16 protein-coding genes are annotated in these 21,771 nt (G+C 58.6%); 10 read left to right on the top strand and 6 right to left on the bottom strand.

The annotated features are described in order from the left end of the window. The first annotated feature begins 31 nt into the window (after window positions 1-31). From VN622_13880 to VN622_13850, 7 genes are all read left to right on the top strand, one after another. The gene (locus VN622_13880; GenBank protein ID HWR36946.1) at window positions 32-2,029 is read left to right on the top strand and encodes a methyl-accepting chemotaxis protein; all 1,998 of its coding nucleotides are present in this window, start codon (window positions 32-34) and stop codon (window positions 2,027-2,029) included. 10 nt (window positions 2,030-2,039) lie between these two features. After that, window positions 2,040-2,516 (top strand): chemotaxis protein CheW, encoded by a 477-nt coding sequence (locus VN622_13875; protein HWR36945.1) that lies wholly within the window; start codon window positions 2,040-2,042, stop codon window positions 2,514-2,516. Between the two features lie 116 nt (window positions 2,517-2,632). Next, window positions 2,633-3,541: a CheR family methyltransferase gene (locus tag VN622_13870; protein HWR36944.1), complete on the top strand. Its 909-nt coding sequence runs from the start codon at window positions 2,633-2,635 to the stop codon at window positions 3,539-3,541. Continuing rightward, the gene (locus VN622_13865) at window positions 3,538-5,673 is read left to right on the top strand and encodes a chemotaxis protein CheA (protein ID HWR36943.1); all 2,136 of its coding nucleotides are present in this window, start codon (window positions 3,538-3,540) and stop codon (window positions 5,671-5,673) included. Before VN622_13870 ends, VN622_13865 begins: the two co-directional genes overlap by 4 nt. Next, window positions 5,670-6,794: a chemotaxis response regulator protein-glutamate methylesterase gene (locus tag VN622_13860; GenBank protein HWR36942.1), complete on the top strand. Its 1,125-nt coding sequence runs from the start codon at window positions 5,670-5,672 to the stop codon at window positions 6,792-6,794. Before VN622_13865 ends, VN622_13860 begins: the two co-directional genes overlap by 4 nt. A gap of 15 nt (window positions 6,795-6,809) precedes the next feature. Next, entirely contained in the window at window positions 6,810-7,262 is a 453-nt protein-coding gene (locus tag VN622_13855; protein ID HWR36941.1) for a response regulator, read from the top strand. After that, entirely contained in the window at window positions 7,259-7,756 is a 498-nt protein-coding gene (locus VN622_13850) for a chemotaxis protein CheX (protein HWR36940.1), read from the top strand. The genes VN622_13855 and VN622_13850 overlap by 4 nt, the downstream gene beginning before the upstream one ends. 165 nt (window positions 7,757-7,921) lie before the next feature. Here VN622_13850 and hydG read toward each other — a convergent pair whose 3' ends face one another. After that, window positions 7,922-9,325 carry a [FeFe] hydrogenase H-cluster radical SAM maturase HydG gene (gene hydG, locus VN622_13845; GenBank protein ID HWR36939.1) on the bottom strand — a complete coding sequence of 468 codons (1,404 nt, stop codon included), beginning with the start codon at window positions 9,323-9,325 and terminating at the stop codon, window positions 7,922-7,924. A gap of 323 nt (window positions 9,326-9,648) precedes the next feature. Between hydG and VN622_13840 the strand changes: the two genes are divergently transcribed. Further along, window positions 9,649-11,292 (top strand): amidase, encoded by a 1,644-nt coding sequence (locus tag VN622_13840; protein ID HWR36938.1) that lies wholly within the window; start codon window positions 9,649-9,651, stop codon window positions 11,290-11,292. Between the two features lie 157 nt (window positions 11,293-11,449). Beyond that, complete coding sequence (locus VN622_13835) at window positions 11,450-11,977, top strand: peroxiredoxin (protein ID HWR36937.1); 528 nt, start codon at window positions 11,450-11,452, stop codon at window positions 11,975-11,977. A gap of 44 nt (window positions 11,978-12,021) precedes the next feature. On the opposite strand, the gene serA is transcribed toward VN622_13835, so the two are convergent. After that, window positions 12,022-13,632: a phosphoglycerate dehydrogenase gene (gene serA / locus VN622_13830; GenBank protein HWR36936.1), complete on the bottom strand. Its 1,611-nt coding sequence runs from the start codon at window positions 13,630-13,632 to the stop codon at window positions 12,022-12,024. Then, window positions 13,629-14,819 carry an alanine--glyoxylate aminotransferase family protein gene (locus tag VN622_13825; GenBank protein ID HWR36935.1) on the bottom strand — a complete coding sequence of 397 codons (1,191 nt, stop codon included), beginning with the start codon at window positions 14,817-14,819 and terminating at the stop codon, window positions 13,629-13,631. The genes serA and VN622_13825 overlap by 4 nt, the downstream gene beginning before the upstream one ends. Window positions 14,820-14,972: 153 nt before the next feature. Here VN622_13825 and serB point away from each other — a divergent pair, with 153 nt between their 5' ends. Continuing rightward, window positions 14,973-15,905, top strand: coding sequence for a phosphoserine phosphatase SerB (serB, locus tag VN622_13820; GenBank protein ID HWR36934.1), 933 nt, complete (start codon window positions 14,973-14,975; stop codon window positions 15,903-15,905). Window positions 15,906-15,944: 39 nt separating this feature from the next. On the opposite strand, the gene VN622_13815 is transcribed toward serB, so the two are convergent. From VN622_13815 to VN622_13805, 3 genes are read right to left on the bottom strand one after another with little or no spacing between them, the layout of a single operon-like run. Next, window positions 15,945-17,810 (bottom strand): glycosyltransferase family 39 protein, encoded by a 1,866-nt coding sequence (locus tag VN622_13815; protein HWR36933.1) that lies wholly within the window; start codon window positions 17,808-17,810, stop codon window positions 15,945-15,947. Next, window positions 17,792-19,672, bottom strand: a complete 1,881-nt coding sequence (locus VN622_13810) for a tetratricopeptide repeat protein (GenBank protein ID HWR36932.1) — start codon at window positions 19,670-19,672, stop codon at window positions 17,792-17,794. Before VN622_13810 ends, VN622_13815 begins: the two co-directional genes overlap by 19 nt. After that, the gene (locus VN622_13805) at window positions 19,663-21,597 is read right to left on the bottom strand and encodes a glycosyltransferase (protein HWR36931.1); all 1,935 of its coding nucleotides are present in this window, start codon (window positions 21,595-21,597) and stop codon (window positions 19,663-19,665) included. The genes VN622_13810 and VN622_13805 overlap by 10 nt, the downstream gene beginning before the upstream one ends. Window positions 21,598-21,771 lie beyond the last annotated feature (174 nt).

The following is a 21,771-nucleotide window of genomic DNA, read 5'->3' as shown; positions in this document are numbered from 1 at the left end:
GGACGTGGCGGGTAGCGGAGGCAATAGCAAAATGACGATTCGCAAAAAGCTTCTCATCAACTTCGGCCTCATTCTTGGAATCATGTTCCTGCTCTTTATCGTGAGCATGACGGCCATGCAGCGCGAGCGCTCCGCGAAAGCGGCGGCCACACATTCGGCCGAACTGGCCAGCGCAACGGAGAATGTGCGCTTCCAGGTGATGCAAAACCGCCTCACGCTGGGGAACTACCTGCTCAGCGGCGACACCCGCGAAGTAGACAAATTGCGCGAGGGTGTCGGCAAACTTGGCGAGTATCTGCGCGTTGCACAGGACCGCGCGTTATCGGCGGAGCAGAAGGCGGCGCTCAACAAGCTCGAGGCCCTGGAGCGCGACTGGAACGCATCGTTCGCCGCCAAGATGATGGAGAAGCGCAAGGAAGTTGATTCCGGGAACGCTACCGTCGCGGATCTCCAGATTTCGTACCTTCAGATGGATCCCACGACCTGGGTGCGTAACTCCACCGAAGTTCTCGATCAGGTCGATCGCGACAGCTCGCGTCAACTGGAAGAGCGTCGCAAATCCGACGAAACGGCCGGCCTTGTCACGACGCTGGTGTCGATCCTTGGAACGCTCATCGCTCTTGGGGTAGGCATCGCGATCGCCTACAGGACGGCTATCTCGATCACAGATCCGTTGTCGCACCTCATCGGTGTGGCACGTGAGATCGGCGACTCCGGCGACCTCGACCACAACATTGATATTAATCGTACCGATGAGATCGGCGAACTGGCGCGCACCTTCGCCAACATGGTCGCTTATCTGAAGGAAATGGCAGCCGTATCGGAAGCCATCGCCGGTGGCGATCTCACGGTGGAAGTCGAACCGCGCTCCAAGCGCGACACTCTCGCCATCGCTTTCGGAAACATGACCCATGGCCTGCGCACCCTGGTGCGCGCCGTTCGCGATGCGGCCTCGCAGGTTGCCGCCGGCTCCAACCAGGTGGCCGACGCCAGCGACGAATCGGCCAAAATCAGCGTCCAATCTTCATCCGCTATCGATGAAGTCACCAGCACCATGCACGAGATGTCCGTCAACGTGCAGAACATGGTGAAGAACACGCAGGTGCAGGGGTCCAGTGTCAGCGAGACTTCCGCCTCCATCGATCAAATGGTCGCCAGTATCCAGCGCGTTGCCGACACTGCCAAGGTCCTGCTCGACATCTCCAACCGTTCGCGCGAAGAAGTGCAGAGCGGTATCGGAACGATGCAGAAGACGACCGACGGTCTCAGCCGTATCAATGTCACGATCGGCTCCTCAGCTGAGATCATCGCCGCCCTAGGCCAACGCGCCGACGACATTGGAAAGATCATCGAGGTAATCGACGACATCTCCGAGCAGACGAATCTCCTGGCGCTTAACGCAGCCATTGAAGCTGCGCGCGCCGGTGAACACGGCCTCGGCTTCGCCGTCGTAGCCGATGAAGTTCGCAAGCTCGCCGAGAAGTCCGCGCAATCCACGAAGGAAATTTCCGAGCTTATCCAGAGCATTCAAAAAGAAGCTCGCAAGGCGGTCGAAAACATGGACCGCAGCACGGGTATCGTCAACGAAGGCCTCACGCTCGGCAACGACCTCAGCATGGCGCTAAAGAAGATTTCCAACGTCGTTACCGAGGTCTACAAGTTCGCGCAGGAAATTGGCGCGGCAACGAACGAGCAGTCGCACGGTTCATCGCAGATCGCGAGAGCCACCACGCGCCTGAACGAAATCACGCACGAGATCAGCTCTTCGGTGGAAGAGCAGGCAGGTGGCGCCCAGGCTGTTGCCCGAGCCATGGAACGCATGCGCGAGATGGTGCAGCAGTCCACCTCCGGCGCTACCGAACTGGCGGCTTCGGCCGAACAGATGTCCAAGATGGCTCGCTCCATGCTCGACAACATGGACCGTTTCGTCATTGACGCTGCCGGTGCCCGCGGTGCTGCAAATCGCCGCGCCGAGGACGAGCACCACCAACTGGCGGGAAGCAAGTACGCCCTCGCCGCACGGGGCTAACGAGGCGCTTATGGCGAAAGACCTTCACATCGTCGGGTTCCGCGTTGGGCGCGAGGTTTTTGGCGTGCCTATCGCGCTCGTGCATGAAATCGTGCGCGTGCCCGAGATCACGTCCGTGCCAGACTCGCCGGACTACATCGAGGGCGTCATCAATCTTCGCGGCAAGATCATTTCCATCATCGACCTCCGCAAGCGCTTCGGAGAGCGCGAGATCGTTGCCGGCAAGAAGAACCGCATCATCGTCTCTGAGATAGAAGGAAAGATGGTCGGCCTCATCGTTGACGCCGCCAGCGAGGTTCTCAAGATCCCGCCAGCCGACGTCGAACCGCCACCCAACGTCTTCGAGGAAGGCGAACTGAACTACGTGACCGGAGTTGGCAAGCTGCGTGGCCGCCTCATCATCCTGATCGATCTCACGAAAATCCTTCAACGTGGAGAGTTGCGCCGTATCGGAGAAATGGCTGCGGCCCAGACTGCCGAGGCTTAACGAGTATTGCTGCGCGGGTGGTTGCCCGCATGACAAGGAACCGGGTAAGACCAAGTGATCTTGAGATCAACAACCGATTACCCCATCACCCGATTCCAGAGGCTGGTATAGCGAGAATGGCCACACCATCCGTTTCCCTCAATCTGACCGAGGCCGAACTGAAATTGCTGCAGACGCTCATCTACCAGGAGTGCGGCATGTACTTCGATGAGCGCCGCAACCATTTTCTGCAGGATCGCCTTCAGCGGCGCGTCAAAGCCTGCGGCCTGGACTCGTTCTACAGCTATTACCGGTTGCTCACCAGCCGCGAGGGCAAGCCCGAACTCAACGTGCTCGTCGAGAACCTCACGGTCAACGAAACTAGCTTTTTCCGCAACAAGCCCCAGCTCGATCTCTTTCACAAGACTACATTCGAAGAACTTCTGCGTCGCAAGCAGGAGCGCCGCGACTGGTCAATTCGCATATGGAGCGCAGGCTGCTCCACCGGTCAGGAGCCTTACACGCTGGCAATGCTCGTTGCCGACGCGCTGGCTTACTACTACCTGCGCAATCCGCTTCCGTTCGATATGCCGTCGCCCAAACCGCTCATCCCTCCCCCGTGGCGGGTTGAGATTCTTGCGTCGGACATAAATTATTCAGTACTGCGTACGGCGCAGGAGGGCACCTATCCTGAGCATCAGCTCGAACCAGTGGACTACACCTATCGCCTGCGTTATTTCGACAAGATCGGCGATCGCTACGCCATCAAAAGCAGCGTCAAGGACATGGTTCATTTCGATTTTCACAATCTGAAAACCGAGTTCCTTCCGCAGCGCAACGACATTATCTTCTGCCGCAATGTCATGATTTATTTCGACGAAGCGGAGCAGAAGCGTCTCATCAGCAAGTTCTGGCGTTGTCTCAATTCCGAGGGGTACCTGTTCGTTGGACATGCCGAGAGCCTCTTCGGCCTTACCGATAAGTTCCGCATGATTCACCTGAACAACGGCACAGCCTACCAACGCATAGAGGTGGCAAACCCGTGAACTTCTTCTCCGACGATCGGGCGAACGAACTCCGCAACATCTTTTTCGAGAGTGCGCAGGAACTTCTGCAGGCGCTCAACGAAGAGGGTCTTGAACTGGAGAAGCACCCGTCCGACCCGGAAGCCGTCAGGAATATCAGGCGCACTGTTCACACCCTCAAGGGTGACTCTGCCGCATGTGGCTATCGCGAACTCAGCGAACTCGCGCACGAGCTCGAAGATGTGCTCACGCCCGAACTCGCCACCAAAGCGGGGGCCAGCCTCGCCGAGCTCGTTCTCAGCGCGGCAGACATTTTCGATGCCATGCTCTCCGCCTATAGGGGAGACATGCAGCCGCCCGCTGGCAATTCGCTGCGCGAGATGATCCATCGCGTCATCGCTCCTCAGTCGGAAGCCACAGCCGAAGTCTTCGCGCCGAGCTTCGCCTGGACCGAGTATGAAAGCCTGCTCATCTCGCAACACGCCGTGCGTGGTCAGAATGTGTACAACGTTGCCATCGCCGTGGACCCGCAATGCCCGATGCGTGCCGCCGCCTTGCAGCTCATCCGCAATGTCATGCAGGAAGTCGGCACGCTCGTGGTCATGCACCCAGAGGAAGGTAGCGCCGACGTCAGCGTGGAGGTCATCGAACTTGCTCTAGCGAGCCATCACGAGCAGGATTGGATCGCTAAAAAAGCCAGGATTCCCAGTGTCGTCTCGCGCGTGCACGTTGAGCCTTACGCAAACGCGCAGGCGCCTGCGCCCGTCGTGGAACCCGAAGTTTCTACGGACCCAGAACTCGCCACAGACGACTTGCTCGGCATCCTCTCAGACGCTCCGGCGCAAGCCGTCCCCTCACCCCTCCGTGGCGGTGAGACTGAAAGAACAGCCACAGACAAGCACGCTGCCGAAAAGCAACTCGCGGCCATTGAAAACATCCTTCGCGTGGATGCCGACCGCATCGACGTCGTCCTCGACCTCGTTGGGGAACTCATCATCGGCAAGTCGATGCTGCACCAGACGTTCACAGAGTTCGGAAAGCGCTTTCCAAAAGATCCTCTGCGCGCCAAGTTCTCCGACGCCATGTCTTTCCAGGCGCAAGTGCTCAACAAGTTGCAGCGCTCGGTGATGAAGATCCGCATGGTACCCGTCGAGCAACTGTTCCGCCGCTTCCCTCGCGTAGTTCGCGACGTTTCCAAGCAGCAGAACAAGGACGTAACGCTCGTTCTCGAAGGCGAGACGACCGATCTCGACAAGAGCATTCTCGACTCCCTGGCAGAGCCGATGACGCACCTGGTGCGCAACGCCGTCGATCACGGTATCGAATCGCCCGAAGAGCGCGTCGCGCTCGGCAAGCCCGCACAAGGAACCATTCGTCTCAACGCGCATCATCAGGGCAACCAGGTCATCATCGAAATTTCAGACGATGGGCGCGGTATCGATCGCGGCAAGGTTGTTGCTAAAGCACTCGAACGCGGCCTGCTGAAGCAGGAAGATGCAGCGCGTCTCAACGAAGCCGAAGCTCTGAATCTCATCTTCCACGCCGGTCTCAGCACGGCCGAACAGGTCACGGAAATCTCCGGACGCGGCGTCGGCATGGATATCGTCAAAGGTGTGATGGAGCGCCTGAAAGGTTCGGTGGCGATCCATACCGTTTTGGGCGAGGGCACCACGTTTCGCCTGAAGCTGCCGCTGACGCTCGCCATTATCAAAGCCCTGCTCTTCCGCGTAGCCGACCGCCTATACGCAATCCCGCTCGGTTCCGTGCTGGAAATCGCGCGCGCCAGCGAGGCCGAGATCCACATCGTGGACAACCACGAAGTGCTGCAACTGCGGGAAGAAGTCGTCACCCTTGTGCGTCTCCGCCAACTTGTCAAAGCGCACGGCGCAACCAAAGGCAAGCGCGCATTCATCATCGTAGTCGCCATGGCAGACCGAAAATTTGGTCTCATCGTGGACCGGCTTGTCGGCGAAGAAGAATTGGTTATCAAAGCTCTCGACGACAACCTGGTCAACACGGACCTGGTCAGCGGCGCCTCCATACTTGGCGATGGTACGGTTGTGCTTATCCTGAATATTGCGGCCGTGGTCGAACGCCTTGGCCGCGCTGCTGTGCAGTCTGGCACGGCACGCACTGTGGGGGCCTCGGCATGACAGAAGCGGTGCGGGTTTTAGTTGTTGATGATTCGGCGCTGATGCGGAAGTTGATTCCGCAGATCATCGAGCGCGACAGCTCTATCCACGTGGTCGGAACGGCCATGGATGGCGCGTTCGCCCTCAAGAAGATCGCGGAACTCAAGCCACACGTTATTACGCTGGATTTGGAAATGCCGCGCATGGATGGCATGGAAACCTTGCGCGAGATCATGCGCAAGTTCCGCCTGCCTGTCATCGTCGTCAGCGCGCACACCACGCAGGGCGCCGCCACCACGTTCAAGGCTCTCGCTTCGGGTGCTTTCGACTTTGTAGCAAAACCTCGCGACGTGCTCTCCGCGCGCATGGATGACATCGCTGGCGAACTCATCGGCAAGATCAAAGCCGCGGCTGGCACTAAGATCGCGGCGCACGGTCACGAATTAGAGATCCCTGCTCCCAGGATTACCAAACGCACCGGGCCGGTCAAGCGCGGTCAGGCCAACAAGCTGGTCGCGATAGGCATTTCCACCGGCGGCCCGAATGCACTCCAGTACCTGCTGGCGCAGCTTCCCGGCGACTTTCCCGCCTCCATCGTGATTGTGCAGCACATGCCGGAAGGCTTTACGGAGCTGTTCGCGCGCCGCCTCGACGAGTGCTGCGCCATTGACGTGAAGGAAGCGCAATCCGGAGACCTGCTACTCGCCGGACGCGCACTGATCTGCCCTGGCAATCGCCACATCAAGGTTCGTCGCATGCCCTTGGGCGACATTGTTGTGCTCTCGGACGAGCCCAGGACCAACGGTCACAGGCCTTCCGTCGACGTGTTGTTCCGTTCTGTAGCCAACGAATTCTCGCACGACTCGATTGCCGTGCTGATGACCGGCATGGGAGAAGACGGCGCTGATGGCCTGGGTGTCGTGAAGGCTTCCGGCGGCATGACCATTGCGCAGAACGAGGAATCCTGCGTGGTGTTCGGAATGCCCAGGGCCGCAATCGAGCGCGGATACGCCATGCGCGTCGTTCCGCTGGACGCGCTCGCAAATACATTACAGGCTCAGTGCGTGGCCGAACGCGTGCGCACCGCCGTGATCGCAAACAGGCAATTTCAAGATTCTGGTACGGTTCCCCGTACCGAATGATGTGAGGAAACTTGTATGGATCAATTTCCGGCTCTGGTCCGCAGCAAAGACCGCCAGCCAGTCCGTTACCTGGTTGTCGACGACTCCATATTCGCACGCAAGAACCTGACCCGCATGATCGAAACATTCGGCGGACAGGTTGCGGGCGAAGCCGGAGACGGCTGCACCGCCATCACTGAGTACGACCGCACCAAGCCAGACATGGTGCTCATGGATATCACGATGCCGCAGATGGAAGGCATCGAGGCCGCCGAACGCATTGTGCGACAGCATCCTGACGCGCGCGTCGTCATGGTCTCCAGCGTCGGCTACCAGGAGAACATAGTCGCTGCCTTGCAGAAGGGTGCTCGCCACTTCGTTCAAAAGCCTGTGAAGCCAGAGGTGCTCTACGAGGTCATAAAATACGTGCTGGGTGAGGACGCAACTACGCTCGTTCCCAGCACCGCCGGAGCGGGGGATGCTAAATGAAGATGGAATTGATTCAACCCTTCATCAATGCCGCCGACGCCGTCATGGCTGAGACGTTGCACTGCAACACCCGCATCGGCGACGTCAGCATGGACGAGGAAGCCTACCGCCGCAAAGGCATGGCCGCCATCGTCAACGTGAGTGGCGACATTGAGGGCCGCGTCATTTTCGACATCGAGCCGCCCACCGCCGCGCGCGTTGCCAGCGCGCTCGCCGGCATGGAAGTCGCCGAAACCGACGAGATGGTGCGTGAAACCGTATGCGAACTCGCCAACCTCGTTATCGGGAACGCAATTACTTCGCTGAACGACCAGGGCTTTCAGTTTAAGATTCACCCGCCAGAGCTTCACACGGCGGAACACGGCATCAAGAGCAGCGAGGATACAGAAGCGCTCGTGATGTACTTCGAGACGCCTGCAGGAAACATCTACATGAATATTGCGATGCGCTATAACCGCCGCCGGCGAATGGAGCGCTCCGCAGCCGCCGTCTAACATTCCTTCAACTCCAAGTGAAAAGGGGCGGATTCGATCCGCCCCTTTTGCTGTTCCTGCAAATAAACGGTCGACACAGACTCACCGCAAGCGCTTTCGGAAGAGAACGCACTGGCTGACATTCCGGCCTCGCGCGCCATCTCTGTGTGCTCACACCAATTGTGCCTACACGAAAACGTCCCTCTGCCCGCCGTTCACGCGGGCCAACATCGGCGTAACAATCCGCTGCTGACGCCCATCCATCTTCGCGAGTTGTTCCGCGATGAGCTGTTCACCGGCGGCTCGCGTTTCAGGCGAGGCGTAGTCATCCAGGTATTCGCGGAAGGTGGAGAGCGCATTGGGCTCGCAGTTGTACTTGATAGCGCCGGGCTTGGCGAGATCCATGAAGTCTTTTCCAGTACGTCCCGAGCGGTAACACGCCGTGCAGAACGAGGGTATAAACCCCATTGCGGCAACCTCGCGAACGACCTCATCCAGCGGACGGTTATCGCCGACCTGGAACTGACTGCTGTGAAAGTCGCCCTCTACCTCTTCGTATCCGCCCGGGTCAGTGCGGCTACCCGCCGATGTCTGCGAAATGCCGATCTGGTAACTCTTGCGGCGAATCTCCGCAGACTCACGCGTGGACATCACGAGGCCTGTGGACGGGACGGCCAGCCGCAGGATAGCGATGATCTTCAGGAAATCGGCATCGCTCACCGCATGTGGCGGATGGCTTGCGACCTCTGAGCCCACCGCGGGTTCAAGTCGCGGCACGCTGATCGTGTGCGGACCACAGCCGAAACGCAACTCCAAATGATGGATATGCTGCATCAGCGCCAGCAGTTCATAGCGCCAGTCCGCAAGGCCGAAGAGCGGCCCGATGCCAACATCTCTAATGCCGGCTTCCATCGCCCGCTCCACTGCCGTGACGCGCCAATCGTAGTTACGCTTCATTCCTGCCACGTGCACGCGCGCATAAGTCTCACGATGGTATGTTTCCTGGAAGATCTGGTATGCACCGATGTCGGCTGCTTTCAGTTCCCGGAACTGCTCAACAGTAAGCGGTGCGACATTGACGTTCACGCGTCGAATTCCGCCGCGCCCGGTGGTCGTTTTGTAGATCGTGTCCACCGATTTCAAAACATAGTTGAAGCCTTCTTTGTCTGGATACGATTCACCGGCGACCAGCAGTACGCGCTTGTGTCCTTGCTCGAGGAGGACGCGAATCTCGGCCGCAATCTCATCCTGCGTAAGGGTCCTGCGCGTAACTTCCTGGTTTCGCGCGCGGAAAGCGCAATAGGTGCACTCGTTCGTGCAACGGTTGGACACGTAAAGAGGCGCAAAGAGCACCAGCCGCGAACCGTAGATTTCTTGCTTGACCTGGCGCGCCGCGGCAAACATCTCTTCAATTAAGCCCGGATCGGTGACCGCCGACAAAGCAGCTACCTCGGCCATCTCCAGCCCATGAAGCTCTTTCGCCTTCGCCAGGATGTCGCGCACGCAAGCGTTGTCGACTGCTTGCGACTGCACTAGAGTTTTGTCGATCTGTTCTGAATCAATGAACTGCGCTTTCACTTCCTTCTGCACTGTCTACCCTTCTGTCTGTGGTGCTGCGCCGAAAATGCAAGCGCACGCTTACTCGACTCGGCCATCGCTTGGCGGCCTACCGGTGTTGATCCCAACTCGCGCATCGATACCGAAGACTGTGGTGGTACTTCGGCCGACGGCGGGGGCATACTCTCTTCTTTATCGAATGTTAATTGCGGAACTGCCAATGCGCGCAAAATTCTTATAGTCGCGAATGCACTCCGTCTTCACCTGCGCACTTTTGCAGCGGAAGCGAATTCCGAAGTAGCTAGGATTGCGCAAAGAGAATAATCTTCCTTGTTTGAAAAGGAGCTCACGTGACGATGAAGAACGAGAAGGGTGCAGTTCCTGTCGCCGATAGCCGAAGAACATTTTTGAAAGCCAGTGTGGCCGGAGCCGCCGGTGCTGTCGTGTTTCCCGAACTGCTATCCGCTCAAACCGCGCAAAGAACAACGCCCGGCAGCTTTGAGCTGGACGAGATAAGCCTGCATGATTTGCGGAAGGGGCTGGACTCAGGGAAGTACACTGCGCGGGCGCTGGCCCAGAAGTACCTCGCGCGCATCGATGCCATCGACCGCCATGGGCCTTCGCTCAACTCCGTCATCGAGGTCAACCCCGATGCCTTGGCAATCGCCGATCGTTGCGACCAGGAGCGCCGGGCCGACAAGGTTCGCGGCCCTCTGCATGGAATCCCTATCCTTATAAAAGACAACATCGCCAGCGCGGACAAGATGCAAACCACCGCCGGATCTTTGGCGCTTCAGGGCTCCAAGCCGCCGAAAGATGCGTTTGTGGTAGCGCGGCTGCGCGAAGCCGGAGCGGTGATCCTCGGTAAGACGAATTGCAGCGAATGGGCAAACTTCCGTTCTACGCGCTCGACCAGCGGCTGGAGCGGACGCGGGGGCCAGACGCGTAATCCCTACGTGCTCGACCGCAACCCTTCGGGATCGAGTTCCGGTTCCGCCGTGGCGGTTAGCGCGAATCTCTGCGCGCTGGCGGTGGGCACGGAGACGGATGGCTCCATCGTCTCACCGGCGTGCTCGAACGGAATCGTCGGCATCAAGCCCACGGTCGGGCTGCTATCGCGCAGCGGCATCATCCCAATTTCTCACACGCAGGACACCGCCGGACCCATGACGCGCACCGTCGCCGATGCCGCCGCACTCCTGAGCATTCTTGCAGCGGTTGACCCTGCGGACAATGCCACGGAAGCTGCGCGGGCCAGGATCGAACAGGACTACACCCGATTCCTCGACCCCAGCGGGTTGCGTGGCGCACGCATCGGCGTGGTACGCAAGTACGCCGGTTACAGCATTCCGCTCGATCTCGTTTTCGAAGAGGCGATCACGGCGATGAAGCGCGCTGGCGCGGAGATCATCGACCCTGCCGATGTTCCAACAATAGGCAAGTTTGATGATGCGGAACTCGAGGTGATGCTCTACGAGTTCAAGGCCGGTCTGAATGCCTACTTCGCAACCCTTGGTTCCAATTCGCCCGTCCACACGCTGAAGGAGTTGATCGACTTCAACGAAAAGAACCGCGAGCGCGAGCTTCGATACTTCGGACAGGAAATGCTGGCGCTGGCCGAAGCCAAAGGGCCGCTCACAACTCCTGACTACCTGAAAAGCCTTGCCGACTGTCGACGCCTTTCGCGCCAGGAGGGCATCGACGCAGTTATGGACAAGCATCGACTGGATGCGCTGGTCGCACCGACCGGGAACGCAGCCTGGCCTACCGATCTGGTCAACGGAGATCACTTCACCGGCAGCAGCACCAGTCTGGCCGCCGTCGCTGGTTACCCCAACATCAATGTGCCGATGGGATTCATCTTCGGGCTACCGATAGGAGTTTCTTTCTTCGGACGCGCCTGGAGCGAACCTGTGCTGATCAAGGTCGCTTATGCCTACGAACAGTCGACGAAGATGCGCAAAGCGCCAACGTATCTCCCGACGCTTAACCTGGGCTAGCTACTCGCGGAGGAGTTACACCACCAAGGGCTCCTCCGCTTTACTTTCTGCGCACGCATAGATACACGCGTCGATGAATGCCTGTGCCCAGAGCTCTTTTTGAACCGAAGGCAACGCTGCCCTCATCCTCTATACAGTCGCAATAAGGAGATGGTCGATGGCGCGAATTGTGAGTGTGATTGTTGCCCTGATGATGCTGGTACCGTTGTTTCTCTTCGCCGCGAGCGGACGCCCGGAAGCAGGTTCCACTGCTCCAGAGTTCACACTGAAATCGCAGGACGGAACCCCGGTCAGCCTAAAGGATCTACGCGGCAAATGGGTGGTCCTCTACTTTTATCCAAAGGATTTCACCGGCGGGTGCACCATCGAAGCTCACAACTTCGAGCGTGATCGCCTTGCATACGAAAAGAAGAACGCGGTAATTTTGGGTGTGAGTCTCGATGACGTGAAGTCGCACAAGGAGTTCTGTGTTAAAGAAGGGCTGAACTTCAAGCTGCTCGCCGATACGGAGCACGTCGTTTCGAAGGCCTACGGCACGTTGACGAATTTGGCGGTCGTGAAGTTTGCATCGCGAAATACATTCCTGATCGATCCGAACGGCAAGGTCGCAAAAGTTTTCACCGATGTAAGTCCCAGCAAGCACAGCCAGGAAGTCCTCGCCGAATTGACGAGCCGGCAGAAATAGCCTGGAGCCGCAAGGCCCGGAACTGCGAAACAAAACAGCGAAAACTACACATGGACGCCGTGAACGCTGATTACGGCGTCTATGTTATTTAGATTGTTCAGCACATCCTTGGGGACCGGGGTATCGGTTTGCACGATGGCGAGTGCCTTCCGCCTAAGGGGTGCACCAGTGGCATTCGCAGCTGCGGCAGCCTCGGACTCGCGACCCAGCGAGAACCGGGCAATATTGATGCCGTGATCGGAGAGCAAGGTGCCGATCCTGCCGATGACTCCAGGGCGATCAAGGTTTGAAATGACGATGAAATTCCCGGTGAGCGGCGACTCTATTTCAATTCCATTCAGTTCGATGATGCGTGGCGATTCTCCGTGCACCACCGTGCCAGTGGCGGCCAGCGTGAGCGAAGCTCCGTGCAGTGAGATCTGAACCGTGTTCATCTTGGTGTTTGAGTCCGAACGAGATTCCACGACACGCACGCCACGTGCCTGGGCGGCTGCCTGTGCGTTGATGATGTTGACCGTCTCCTCCGAGCCGTACTGCAGGATGCCGGCTACGGCGGAGCTTTGCAGAAGCTCTGTTTTCCAGCCGGTCAGCGCTCCCTCATAGCGAATACGCACTTCCTCCAGATTGGAATCGAACAATTGCGCGAGGACCGACGCCATCCTGTGTGCGAGCGCGATGTAAGGCTTCAATTGCTGGTATTCCAGATCGGTGAGAGAAGGCGAGTTGACGGCGTTCTGGACGACGCCATCCATCAGGTAATCGCGCAATTGCGAAGCGATCTGGGTTCCGACTGCGTCCTGCGCCTCCTGAGTTGATGCGCCGATGTGAGGAGTGGCGACCACGCTCGGCAGAGCCAACAACGGAGAAACTTTGGGCGGCTCCTTCGGAAATACATCCAGGGCGGCTGCCGCGACTTGGCCAGAGCGAAGTGCATCCGCCAGGGCGTATTCATCGACAAGCTCACCGCGAGCGCAATTCACGATGCGCACTCCGCGTTTCATTTTGGCGAAGGCGGAAGCATTCAGCATCCCGGTGGTCTGGTGTGTGAGCGCCACATGCAGCGAGATGAAGTCTGATTGTGAATAGAGTTCTTCGAGAGTGCAGAGCTTAACGCCAACCTCGGCTGCGAATGCAGGAGATACGTACGGGTCTGAGCCGCAGACGTTCATGCCGAGCGCAGTGGAGCGTTTGCACACCTCCGTTCCAATTCGCCCCAGTCCGACGATGCCCAACGTCTTGCCCAGAAGTTCCGTGCCCGCAAACGACTTCTTGTCCCAATTCCCTGCGCGTGTCGATTGGTCTGCGCGCGGGATGTGACGGGCGAGCGAAAGCATCAGGCCAATCGTGAGTTCTGCAACGGCAACAGCGCTTGCGCCCGGCGTGTTCATCACAACGATGCCGCGGCGAGTGGCGACGTCTACGTCGATGTTGTCCACGCCAACACCGGCACGGCCGATCACGCGCAGTTTGTTCGCGTGTCGCACCAGTGCAGCATCAGCCCTAACAGCCGAACGAACAATCAAGCCTTCCGCATCCCTGATGCTTCCCTGCGGATCACTCGCGAATTGGCCCGGGCCGACAACCTGCCACCCGGGCACGGACGCGAGGAGGTCCATGGCGCTGGCGGCAATCTTTTCCGCGACAACAATCTTCATCGTCCCTCCCCCGCTGCCCGTCCTGCGACGACGCGCTGGTATGTCTGCTGCGCGGCGCGCAGTCCGTCCCCCAGGGTGATCGAGCCGGGCATCAACTCGTGCAGCACTTGTTCGAGGCCGGCGATAATGGCGATCGTATCCATGAAGTCGAGGTACCCGATGTGGGCGATACGGAAAATCTGTCCCTTCATCTCACCCTGACCATCGGAGAGAATTCCGCCAAACTGCGATTTGAAGCGTCTGACGATGTCAGTCGAGGAAATTCCCTGCGGAGCTTGAATGGCGGTCACCGCCGCAGCAGGAGCGCTGGGTGCAAACAGTTTCAGCCCAATTGCCTGTGCGGCCGAGCGCGTAACTTCCGCGCAGAGTTCGGCGTTGGCGACGAGGTTACGGCGTCCCTGGGCAAGATCACCGTTGGCCTGAGCAGCGATATAGTCGAGCGCCGCACCTAGCGCGGCAACGAGCGCAACCGCAGGAGTGTAGGACGACTCGCCCTTCCCGGCCGACTTGCGCTCCTTCATGAGATCGAAATAGTAGCGAGGCTGCCGCGAACTTTCCATCCGCCGCCAGGCGCGGTCGCTGACTGCGAGATAGGCCATTCCGGGCGGCACCATGAGAGCTTTCTGCGAGCCGCCGATAGTCACATCAATGCCGTCGCCATCGAGGTCCAGGTTTGTTGTGCCAAGTCCTGTAATGGCATCGACGACGAGAAGCGTGTCTGTGCCGTGAAGCAGCTCCGCGACTTTGGAGACAGAATGGCGCGCGCCAGTGGATGTTTCCGTGGCTTGCATGAACACGACGCGGAGGTCGGGCGTGAGGCGTTCGCGAATGGCTTCGATGGAGAAGGTTTTCCCATAAGGCACGGTCACGCTCTCGACGCTGCAATGAAAGGCCTTCGCGAGACACGCCCAGCGTTCGCCGAACTTGCCTGCCGTGAGCACCAGAACTTTGTCGCCGGGACTGGTCAGGTTGCTGACAGCCGCCTCCATGGCTCCCGTTCCAGAAGCAGCAATCGCGACGACATCGTTCTTCGTGCCGATGAACGTTTGTAGCTGCTGGAGCACTCGCGAATACAAGGCGCGAAATTCGGGCGTCCGGTGATGCATGTCGGCAGCAGCCATCGCGAACTGTGCAGCGGGAAGAAGTGGCGTCGGGCCCGGAGTGAAGAGCCGAGTTTTGCGAAACATAGGAACCTCTCACGGAAGCTGAAGCCTGTTTCGGTGCGATCAGTTTTCTTAGTGAACGTGCGAGCAGAGGAAGTTGCCGCGGATTTTATCAGAATGTTGCCCGGCCATGGCCGTCCCGCCGCATAATGATTTCTGAACTTTCCACATCACGCCATGAACAGATTTGTTATTACCCTGCTTGGGCGAGCGCTTTTTGCGGAACATCTACGCGCGGCGAACGCAATCGCATTGCGGGCCGGCCTGGAAGTCGACTGCATGGAGCGCATCTCGGACTCGATATTTGCTCCGGCCAAAGGCACACATGCGGGCTGCGCTTGTGTCCGATTGCGGGTACGCGGCGAAGCGGAGATCGGCGGGATGCGAGCAAGCTTCAACGCGCTTGCGGATGAACTAGACATCGACATCTGCATAGAAGACGAGAGCACTTTCGGGCGGAAGCGGCGCCTGATCGTGCTCGACATGGATTCCACTCTGATTCAAGCGGAAGTGATTGACGAGCTGGCAAAGATTGCAGGAGCGGGCGAGCAGGTCTCGAACATCACGGCCTCGGCGATGCGGGGCGAAATCGATTTCAAGCAGAGCTTCACCAACAGGCTGTCATTTTTGCGTGGAGTGCCTGAACAGAGAGCAAGGGAGCTGAGAGATGCGATTTCACTCACAGACGGCGCAGAGCGCCTGATATCTACGGTCAAAAAGCTGGGGTACAAAACGGCAATCGTCTCGGGTGGGTTCACGTTCATCGGAGAACATCTTCAGGAGCTGCTTGGTATCGACTACATGTTCGCGAATGAGTTGGAGATATCGGATGGATTCGTGACAGGCAGAGTCCGGGGTGAAATCGTTGACGGGCGGCGAAAGGCGGAACTCCTTCAGGAGATCGCGGCAAAGGAAGGCATTAGTCCGGAAGAAGTCGTTGCCGTCGGCGATGGTGCGAACGACTTGCCGATGCTCACCGTTGCCGGCATGGGCATCGCTTTCCACGCGAAACCCATCGTGAGACAGAGCGCACCTTTCGCGATCTCATCCGTAGGACTCGATGGCATCCTTGGCTTGCTCGACGTGAGCGATTGCAACGTGCCAGACTAACCTGCAACTTATCGCAAGGAATTCCCAAGTGGGTTTGAGCTAGAGTTGCGGAGGGGGCGCGACTGGTGCAGGGGCACAAGCGGGGCGGCTTCCGTCAACATTGGCGCGGCTGATTCGCCAAAGCAGAGAGGTGCCTTTCCTGGCCCCCGTCGAGTCGTAAAGAGTGACGGCGATGAGGTGATTGCATTGCTGCAATCCCTCTCCTCCAAGGATGGTTGGCAGCACGAACCCGCGGTCCGAGCGAAGATTTTTACGACCCTGCGGATACCAACGGTCGGTGAAAACTTCGGCCTCCGCCGACCATCCCGCGTCGCCGATGAGCGCACGCCCGGAGACGTTCACAATGCGCGTAGGTGAAATTTCTCCGTCGGCCGGGGAAGAAATCTCCAGCGCGCTCTTTGTTGGATTCGGCATCGAACTGCGTGCATACACCTCCACTGTCCGTCCCAGCGTTGGGTCGACCGTCCACATCAGCGATCTGTAGTTCGCGAGTTCGGGACGGATGGCGGCGTCCATCTCTTGCGCTTCGCGCCCCATGCCGCCATTCAGGATGATGTAGTCGAACTGCTCATCGCGGACGGCCGCTGCGTACGCCGACGCACCCTTTGCACCCTTGTATTCGAAGTAGAACGGATCGGCGATGCTCGACTGGTGCAACTCCCGCATGTAGTAATAGCGGAAGACGCTATCGTCCACAAGCAGCCTGGTACCGGGCTTCACCTGGCCGCGGAGCGCGGCAAGCGCGGGTTCCACGTTTGGCCAGAAGAGGAAGTCGTGCGTGTAAACAGCCTTGCCTGCAGCAGCTAGAACAATCACCAAAACGATGACGGCTGAACTTCCCACGACGGCGAGGTGCGACTGACGCGCTCTAGTTGCAACCCTGGCGATCTCCAGCACCGCCAGCGCTGCCACGGGCACGAGAAAAATCAGCACGTAGTTAGCGTGCTTCCACCAATCGTAGTCAGCGCGCGTGATCACCTGGAATGCGATGCCGATAGCCGCTCCACCCCATAGCAGCAGCGCCGTACGGCGGTGCCGCGCAAAGAAAAGCGCCACAATCGCAAGCAGCGCGACAATCCAGAAATCGATTCGTTCGCGAAAGTAAACCGTCCAGAAATCGTGTCCGCTTGCGCGAAGAGAGTTGTACCCGCCGCCATACGACAGCAGAAGCCTTAGTTCTCTCCAATACACCGCGAGATACGCAGCGCAAGCCGCAGCTAACGGCAGAGTGAACAGTCCAAAGCTGCGCCATCCCTTCCTGAACAACGCAAGCAGCGCCAGGAATGGGAAGTAGATGGCAACTACATACTTGCAGAGGAAGGCGGCGAAGAACAGGCAGCCGGATGCAAGCCAACCTCGCTTCGACCCTGTGTGCCACGCCCAAGCGTAAGCACACAGCGCCATCGCAAAGAACGGAAAAGCGCCTGCATCGCGAGTCGCGATGCGCGAGGCCAGCACCGCGCTGGGAAGCACGGCGAACATGGCAGCCGCCGCCAGCGCAACCGGCACGGAGATCGCGCGCTTCGTGAAACTGTAAACCGATATAACCGCGACCGTACCCAAGCCGGCAGCGAGCAAACGAACGCCCGCCAGTCCTGCAAGCCAGTCAGCAGCGGCCGACATCATCGGCCATAGATACCAGCCAAAACTCCACTGTAACGGGGTTGAAAGAGGCGACTCGAAACTTTGCGCCAGGAACATCCGCCCGTAAATCACGTAGATGGATTCGTCCATATACGCGGTCGAGTACAGAGGGTCCCGAGCACGCACAAACAGTCCAACCACAACGACGAGCGCCAAAGCGAGCAGACGTTCCGTATGCAGGAAGTCGTTCAGTTCGACACGCGTGACGAACTTCGTGTCGAGCCGCTTCTTTTTGATTTCTTCTAGAAGTAATGGCGCCATGTAATCCGTGGGATGTTGCGCCGAAATGCGTTGTACACGTTCAGGAATTCATAGCCGATCTGCACGTCATCCCTGTCGGTAACGCGCCAGATGAGTCCTGTCCTGATGCTTGAAGCAAAGTGAGAGTCGGCGAAGCGAGCGGTTGTGGAGTCCACGTTCTGTATGCCGGCGGTTGCGTCGGCGGTCCACTGTAGCCGAGTACGAATTTTGCCAGAAGCGCTTACGCCTGCGTAGTTCAGCAGGAAAGCCGTTGGACTGAAGTATCCGCCACTGAGGCGGGGATTGGGACCCGCAAGCGCCTGGTCAGCATCGTAGTCAAAGCTGACGTAGCTCAGACCATATGCCAGGCGTATATACGGGCGATCGCCGCGAATGGATTTTCCGAGGTTGAAGTCAACACCCTTGCGACGGTTGGAATCGAGGTGGCTTCCGGTGAACAGTCCGTCCGAGTACTCAACGCTGAAGTCGATTCCGTGAGCAGCGTTGTCGTAGCTCACGCCTACGGTGGCGAGGTTGGAAGACACCTGCCCTGCCAGCGTTGAACCTAAATACTCGCCACGCTGGGAGAGTAACGACTCCTCGACTGCTTCGCGGCGGAAACCGGCGCTTAGCTTGACGGAATTCACTGGGCGATACGTCAGCAGTGTTCCGCCACCGAGGCGCGTCGAATAACCCGGATGTGTATCCGAGTTGAAGTCCACACTAGCGGTAACGAACTCTGACGGCTGTGCATCGTAAGCGACGGAGTAGAAATTCGAGTTGAAGTCGTCTGTCTTCGTTCGCAGGTACGTCGGACGATATCCGAAGGTCAGTCGCTGCCCCGCGGCAATTGGTAGTGAGAGGCGCGTCTCCAACCGGTCATAGTCCAACTGCTGGCGATTGCGGCGGCCGGCATAACCGATCGAAGTGTAGGCTCCCAGGGAGCGACGTAGGTCGGCACGCAACTCCCGCGTCTCGGGATCGCTTCCGAGCGTCTGGGCAAGTGACTGCGCCGCTCGATATTGCCGCAGGCCGAAGTTACTGCGTGCGAGCTCCAGCGTTGTTGCAGCGTCCTCCGGTGACGCAGTGTGCAAGGGAGCAAGGAGCGCCCTGGCGTCCGCGTAATTGCCTCTCCAGTTTAGGATTTCGGCGCGACCACGGAGCGCCTGCTCATTCTTGGGATCGGCTTTGAGGACTTGGTCGTAGAGCTGGAGCGCGTCGTTTGTGCGTCCACTCCACGCGAGGATCTGGGCCGTCCCCGTCAGTGCGCGGCCGTTGTTCGCGTCCTGGGCAAGGGTCTTTTCGTAAATCGCGAGCGCCTCAGCGCGTGACTCATGCGTCCAGGAGAGCGCTTCCGCAAGCGTCAATGCTGCGTCAGCGTCATTCGGGTCGGCGGCGACAGCTTCTTTCAGAATCGTCACGCCCTCTGAGCGCGTCTTCGCATTCCACACGAGCATGCGGCCCAGTTGCAGTTTCGCCTGCCTGCTGGATGGATCGGCTACGAGGATACGGCGGAGCAATGCCTGCGCATCTGCACGCGTGGCGTCACTCCAAGAAAGCGTCTCGGCGTAGTCGATGCAGTGCTCGGTTGTCGGGCTCGTCTCACAGGCGAAGCGCAAATGCGGCAGAGCGTGGTCGCGCTGGCCGCTCCAGCCAAGCATGCGTCCGAGACGCCAGCGAACTTCCACGTTGGACGGATCGAGGGTCGCGATGCGCTGGAGCATGGGAATGGCATCGCGCCAGCGTCCCGCGGCTTCCATGCTCTTTGCCGATTCCAGCGCAGCATGGGTTCCCATTGCCTCCTGCTGTTCCGCCTGCGCCACGGCGCCTACGTTCAATAGCAGGGAGAGGATGATGAGCGAGAGTGCTCTGCTTATTGGCATGCGACACTCTCCTCGTTCTGAGTGATGTGTGTTAGTCGTAGCAGCTTTGCGTGCTCTGGGGCAACGAGCCAGAAGAGATACTTCGATATCTCGTCCTGCGCTTCAGAATCAATCTCCGTAAAGCGGATACCGTTCGCATATCGCGAATGTGCCTGCTGCTTGTACTCCTGGTTCCTGACCACAACGCCTGCGGCGTAGACGGTTCGTGTCGGCAGCGTAAGCAGCATGTTGACTTTCGTTCCTGTGGGCAGCGGCCGGTCGAGAGTCACGGAGACGCCCGTACGGTTCAGGTTGCGCGCGAAGTCCTGATGCTTATTGACGGCCGCGCCGTCCTCCACGGAGACTTCGATCGGGATATCAAGCTGCTGAGGGAAGCGGTAGCTCTGCCGTTGTTCTCTGCGACTCAGCGCGTACCAGAGCACGGTCGAGAGGATGTAGCCGAAGAACACGGCCCACACCAGATTTACGACAAGCGCCCAAAAGATGTATTCCGAGCCTGCCACGCGCAGCCTCAATGTGCCCGCCGCGATACTGATCACAGTCAAGAACAACAGGCTTGCGGGCATGAACACGTCCAGGCTCGTCGCTGCTCCCGCACGTGCTTTTGGCGTGACGGAAAATCCCATCTTCTTCTTCACTAAGCCTGAAACGGCGTGCAGGAGTACGTGCATCTTCATGATGTTGAACTGTTCGCTGTAAAAGAACGCGCGAAAGCCGCCCTGCAACGTGGCCGATGCGAACAGGTTCAAAAAGAAGTATGGGAAAAAATACAGGACAAATAGCTCTGGAGTCGCTCGGAGCGGGAACACTCCCGCGCTCAGGCAAATGATTGGCGTGACAAGGAAGATAAGCCGTTGATAGCTCATCCAATAGAAGTAGAAGGATGAGAAGTAGCAGATGCGCTGAGCAATGGAGAGCCGTCCATCGAACATCGGCTTCTCCCGCCGCAAAACCTGCATCGCGCCGTGACCCCAGCGTAGCCACTGAGTCGCGAAGCCGCTGTATGTGTGGGGAGCCAAACCCCAGGCGACTGTCTTGTTGTGATAAATGATCTTCCAGCCTACACGTTGCAGCAAGAGGCCGGTGTGCATGTCCTCGGTAATGCTCTCCGTGGCGAAGCCGCCAACCTGTTCGAGCGCGGACCGGCGAATGACCGCTGGGCTGCCACAGTAGAACGCCGCGTTATAGCGGTCTTTGCCAGGCTGGATGATGTTGAAGAAGAGTTCCTGCTGTTGCCAGCCATACTTTTTTCGCTGGTTCAGTCGATGCTGGAACGAATCGAGATTGTAGAAGTCCTGCGTCGCCTGAACAACGGCCACCTTGCGGTCGCGGAAGAACCCTAGTAACTGGTCGATGAGGTCTGCGTTGGGAACGTGGTCGCAATCCAATACAACAATGAACTCGCCACTCGTTTGCTTGAGCGCGTTGTTGAGATTGCCGGCTTTTGCGGACGTCCTGTCGGTTCGAGAGATGTAGTCGCAGCCGACCTCGGCCGCAAGCTGCCGGACCTGTTCGCGATCTCCGTCATCCAGAATGTAGGTCTTGTGCGGGTAAGTCATGCTCAACGCGCAAGCGACGGTTTCACGGAGCAGTTCAACTGGTTCGTTATAGGTCGGGATAAAGACATCGACGGCACGTTCCTGCAGCGGCGGCGGCGCGGCATAGCGCGTCGGATTCCAGCTTGTGAAATAGAAAAGAAGCGCCTCGCCGAAGTTCAGCATTTCGGCTATCAGGAAGATAACGAAGAATATTTTCGCCTCAGGCGTATGGGTCCACTGGATTCGCCACGCGAAGTATCGAACCGATGCGACACAGGCAAGCACGATGGCAAGCCGCACTAGTGCCAGTTTGATCTGCCGGGGGGCCGATAAAACAACCGGTCGCACAACCTCGGACTCTTGTGCCCTGGCTACACTCGTACTCATTAAAATCTTTCTTCTTCCTGGGGAGGGAGTACTGACGCCATGCATCCCCGCGATGAGCGTCTCGCCTAACTCGGTACGAGTAGCGCGAAACCCGCCGGGACGTGATGGCCAAAATGCTCACTACGAACCGAACCGAGAATCGCATCACACGCTAAACGTCTCACAAGATTAAGC

It is taken from the genome of Clostridia bacterium, assembly GCA_035561135.1.
In the GTDB taxonomy this organism is placed as follows: Bacteria; Acidobacteriota; Terriglobia; order Terriglobales; family Acidobacteriaceae; genus DATMYA01.
The sequence above is the reverse complement of the archived record's forward strand: the minus strand, read 5'-3'. Positions and strand labels throughout refer to the sequence as shown.

Excerpts from the sequence above, each read along its gene's own strand:
- VN622_13880 (HWR36946.1), top strand. The coding sequence starts at position 32 with ATGACGATTCGCAAAAAGCTTCTCATCAACTTCGGCCTCATTCTTGGA.
- VN622_13875 (HWR36945.1), top strand. The coding sequence starts at position 2,040 with ATGGCGAAAGACCTTCACATCGTCGGGTTCCGCGTTGGGCGCGAGGTT.
- VN622_13870 (HWR36944.1), top strand. The coding sequence starts at position 2,633 with ATGGCCACACCATCCGTTTCCCTCAATCTGACCGAGGCCGAACTGAAA.
- VN622_13860 (HWR36942.1), top strand. The coding sequence starts at position 5,670 with ATGACAGAAGCGGTGCGGGTTTTAGTTGTTGATGATTCGGCGCTGATG.
- VN622_13855 (HWR36941.1), top strand. The coding sequence starts at position 6,810 with ATGGATCAATTTCCGGCTCTGGTCCGCAGCAAAGACCGCCAGCCAGTC.
- VN622_13850 (HWR36940.1), top strand. The coding sequence starts at position 7,259 with ATGAAGATGGAATTGATTCAACCCTTCATCAATGCCGCCGACGCCGTC.
- VN622_13840 (HWR36938.1), top strand. The coding sequence starts at position 9,649 with ATGAAGAACGAGAAGGGTGCAGTTCCTGTCGCCGATAGCCGAAGAACA.
- VN622_13835 (HWR36937.1), top strand. The coding sequence starts at position 11,450 with ATGGCGCGAATTGTGAGTGTGATTGTTGCCCTGATGATGCTGGTACCG.
- serA (HWR36936.1), bottom strand. The coding sequence starts at position 13,632 with ATGAAGATTGTTGTCGCGGAAAAGATTGCCGCCAGCGCCATGGACCTC.
- VN622_13825 (HWR36935.1), bottom strand. The coding sequence starts at position 14,819 with ATGTTTCGCAAAACTCGGCTCTTCACTCCGGGCCCGACGCCACTTCTT.
- serB (HWR36934.1), top strand. The coding sequence starts at position 14,973 with ATGAACAGATTTGTTATTACCCTGCTTGGGCGAGCGCTTTTTGCGGAA.
- VN622_13815 (HWR36933.1), bottom strand. The coding sequence starts at position 17,810 with ATGGCGCCATTACTTCTAGAAGAAATCAAAAAGAAGCGGCTCGACACG.
- VN622_13810 (HWR36932.1), bottom strand. The coding sequence starts at position 19,672 with ATGCCAATAAGCAGAGCACTCTCGCTCATCATCCTCTCCCTGCTATTG.
- VN622_13805 (HWR36931.1), bottom strand. The coding sequence starts at position 21,597 with ATGAGTACGAGTGTAGCCAGGGCACAAGAGTCCGAGGTTGTGCGACCG.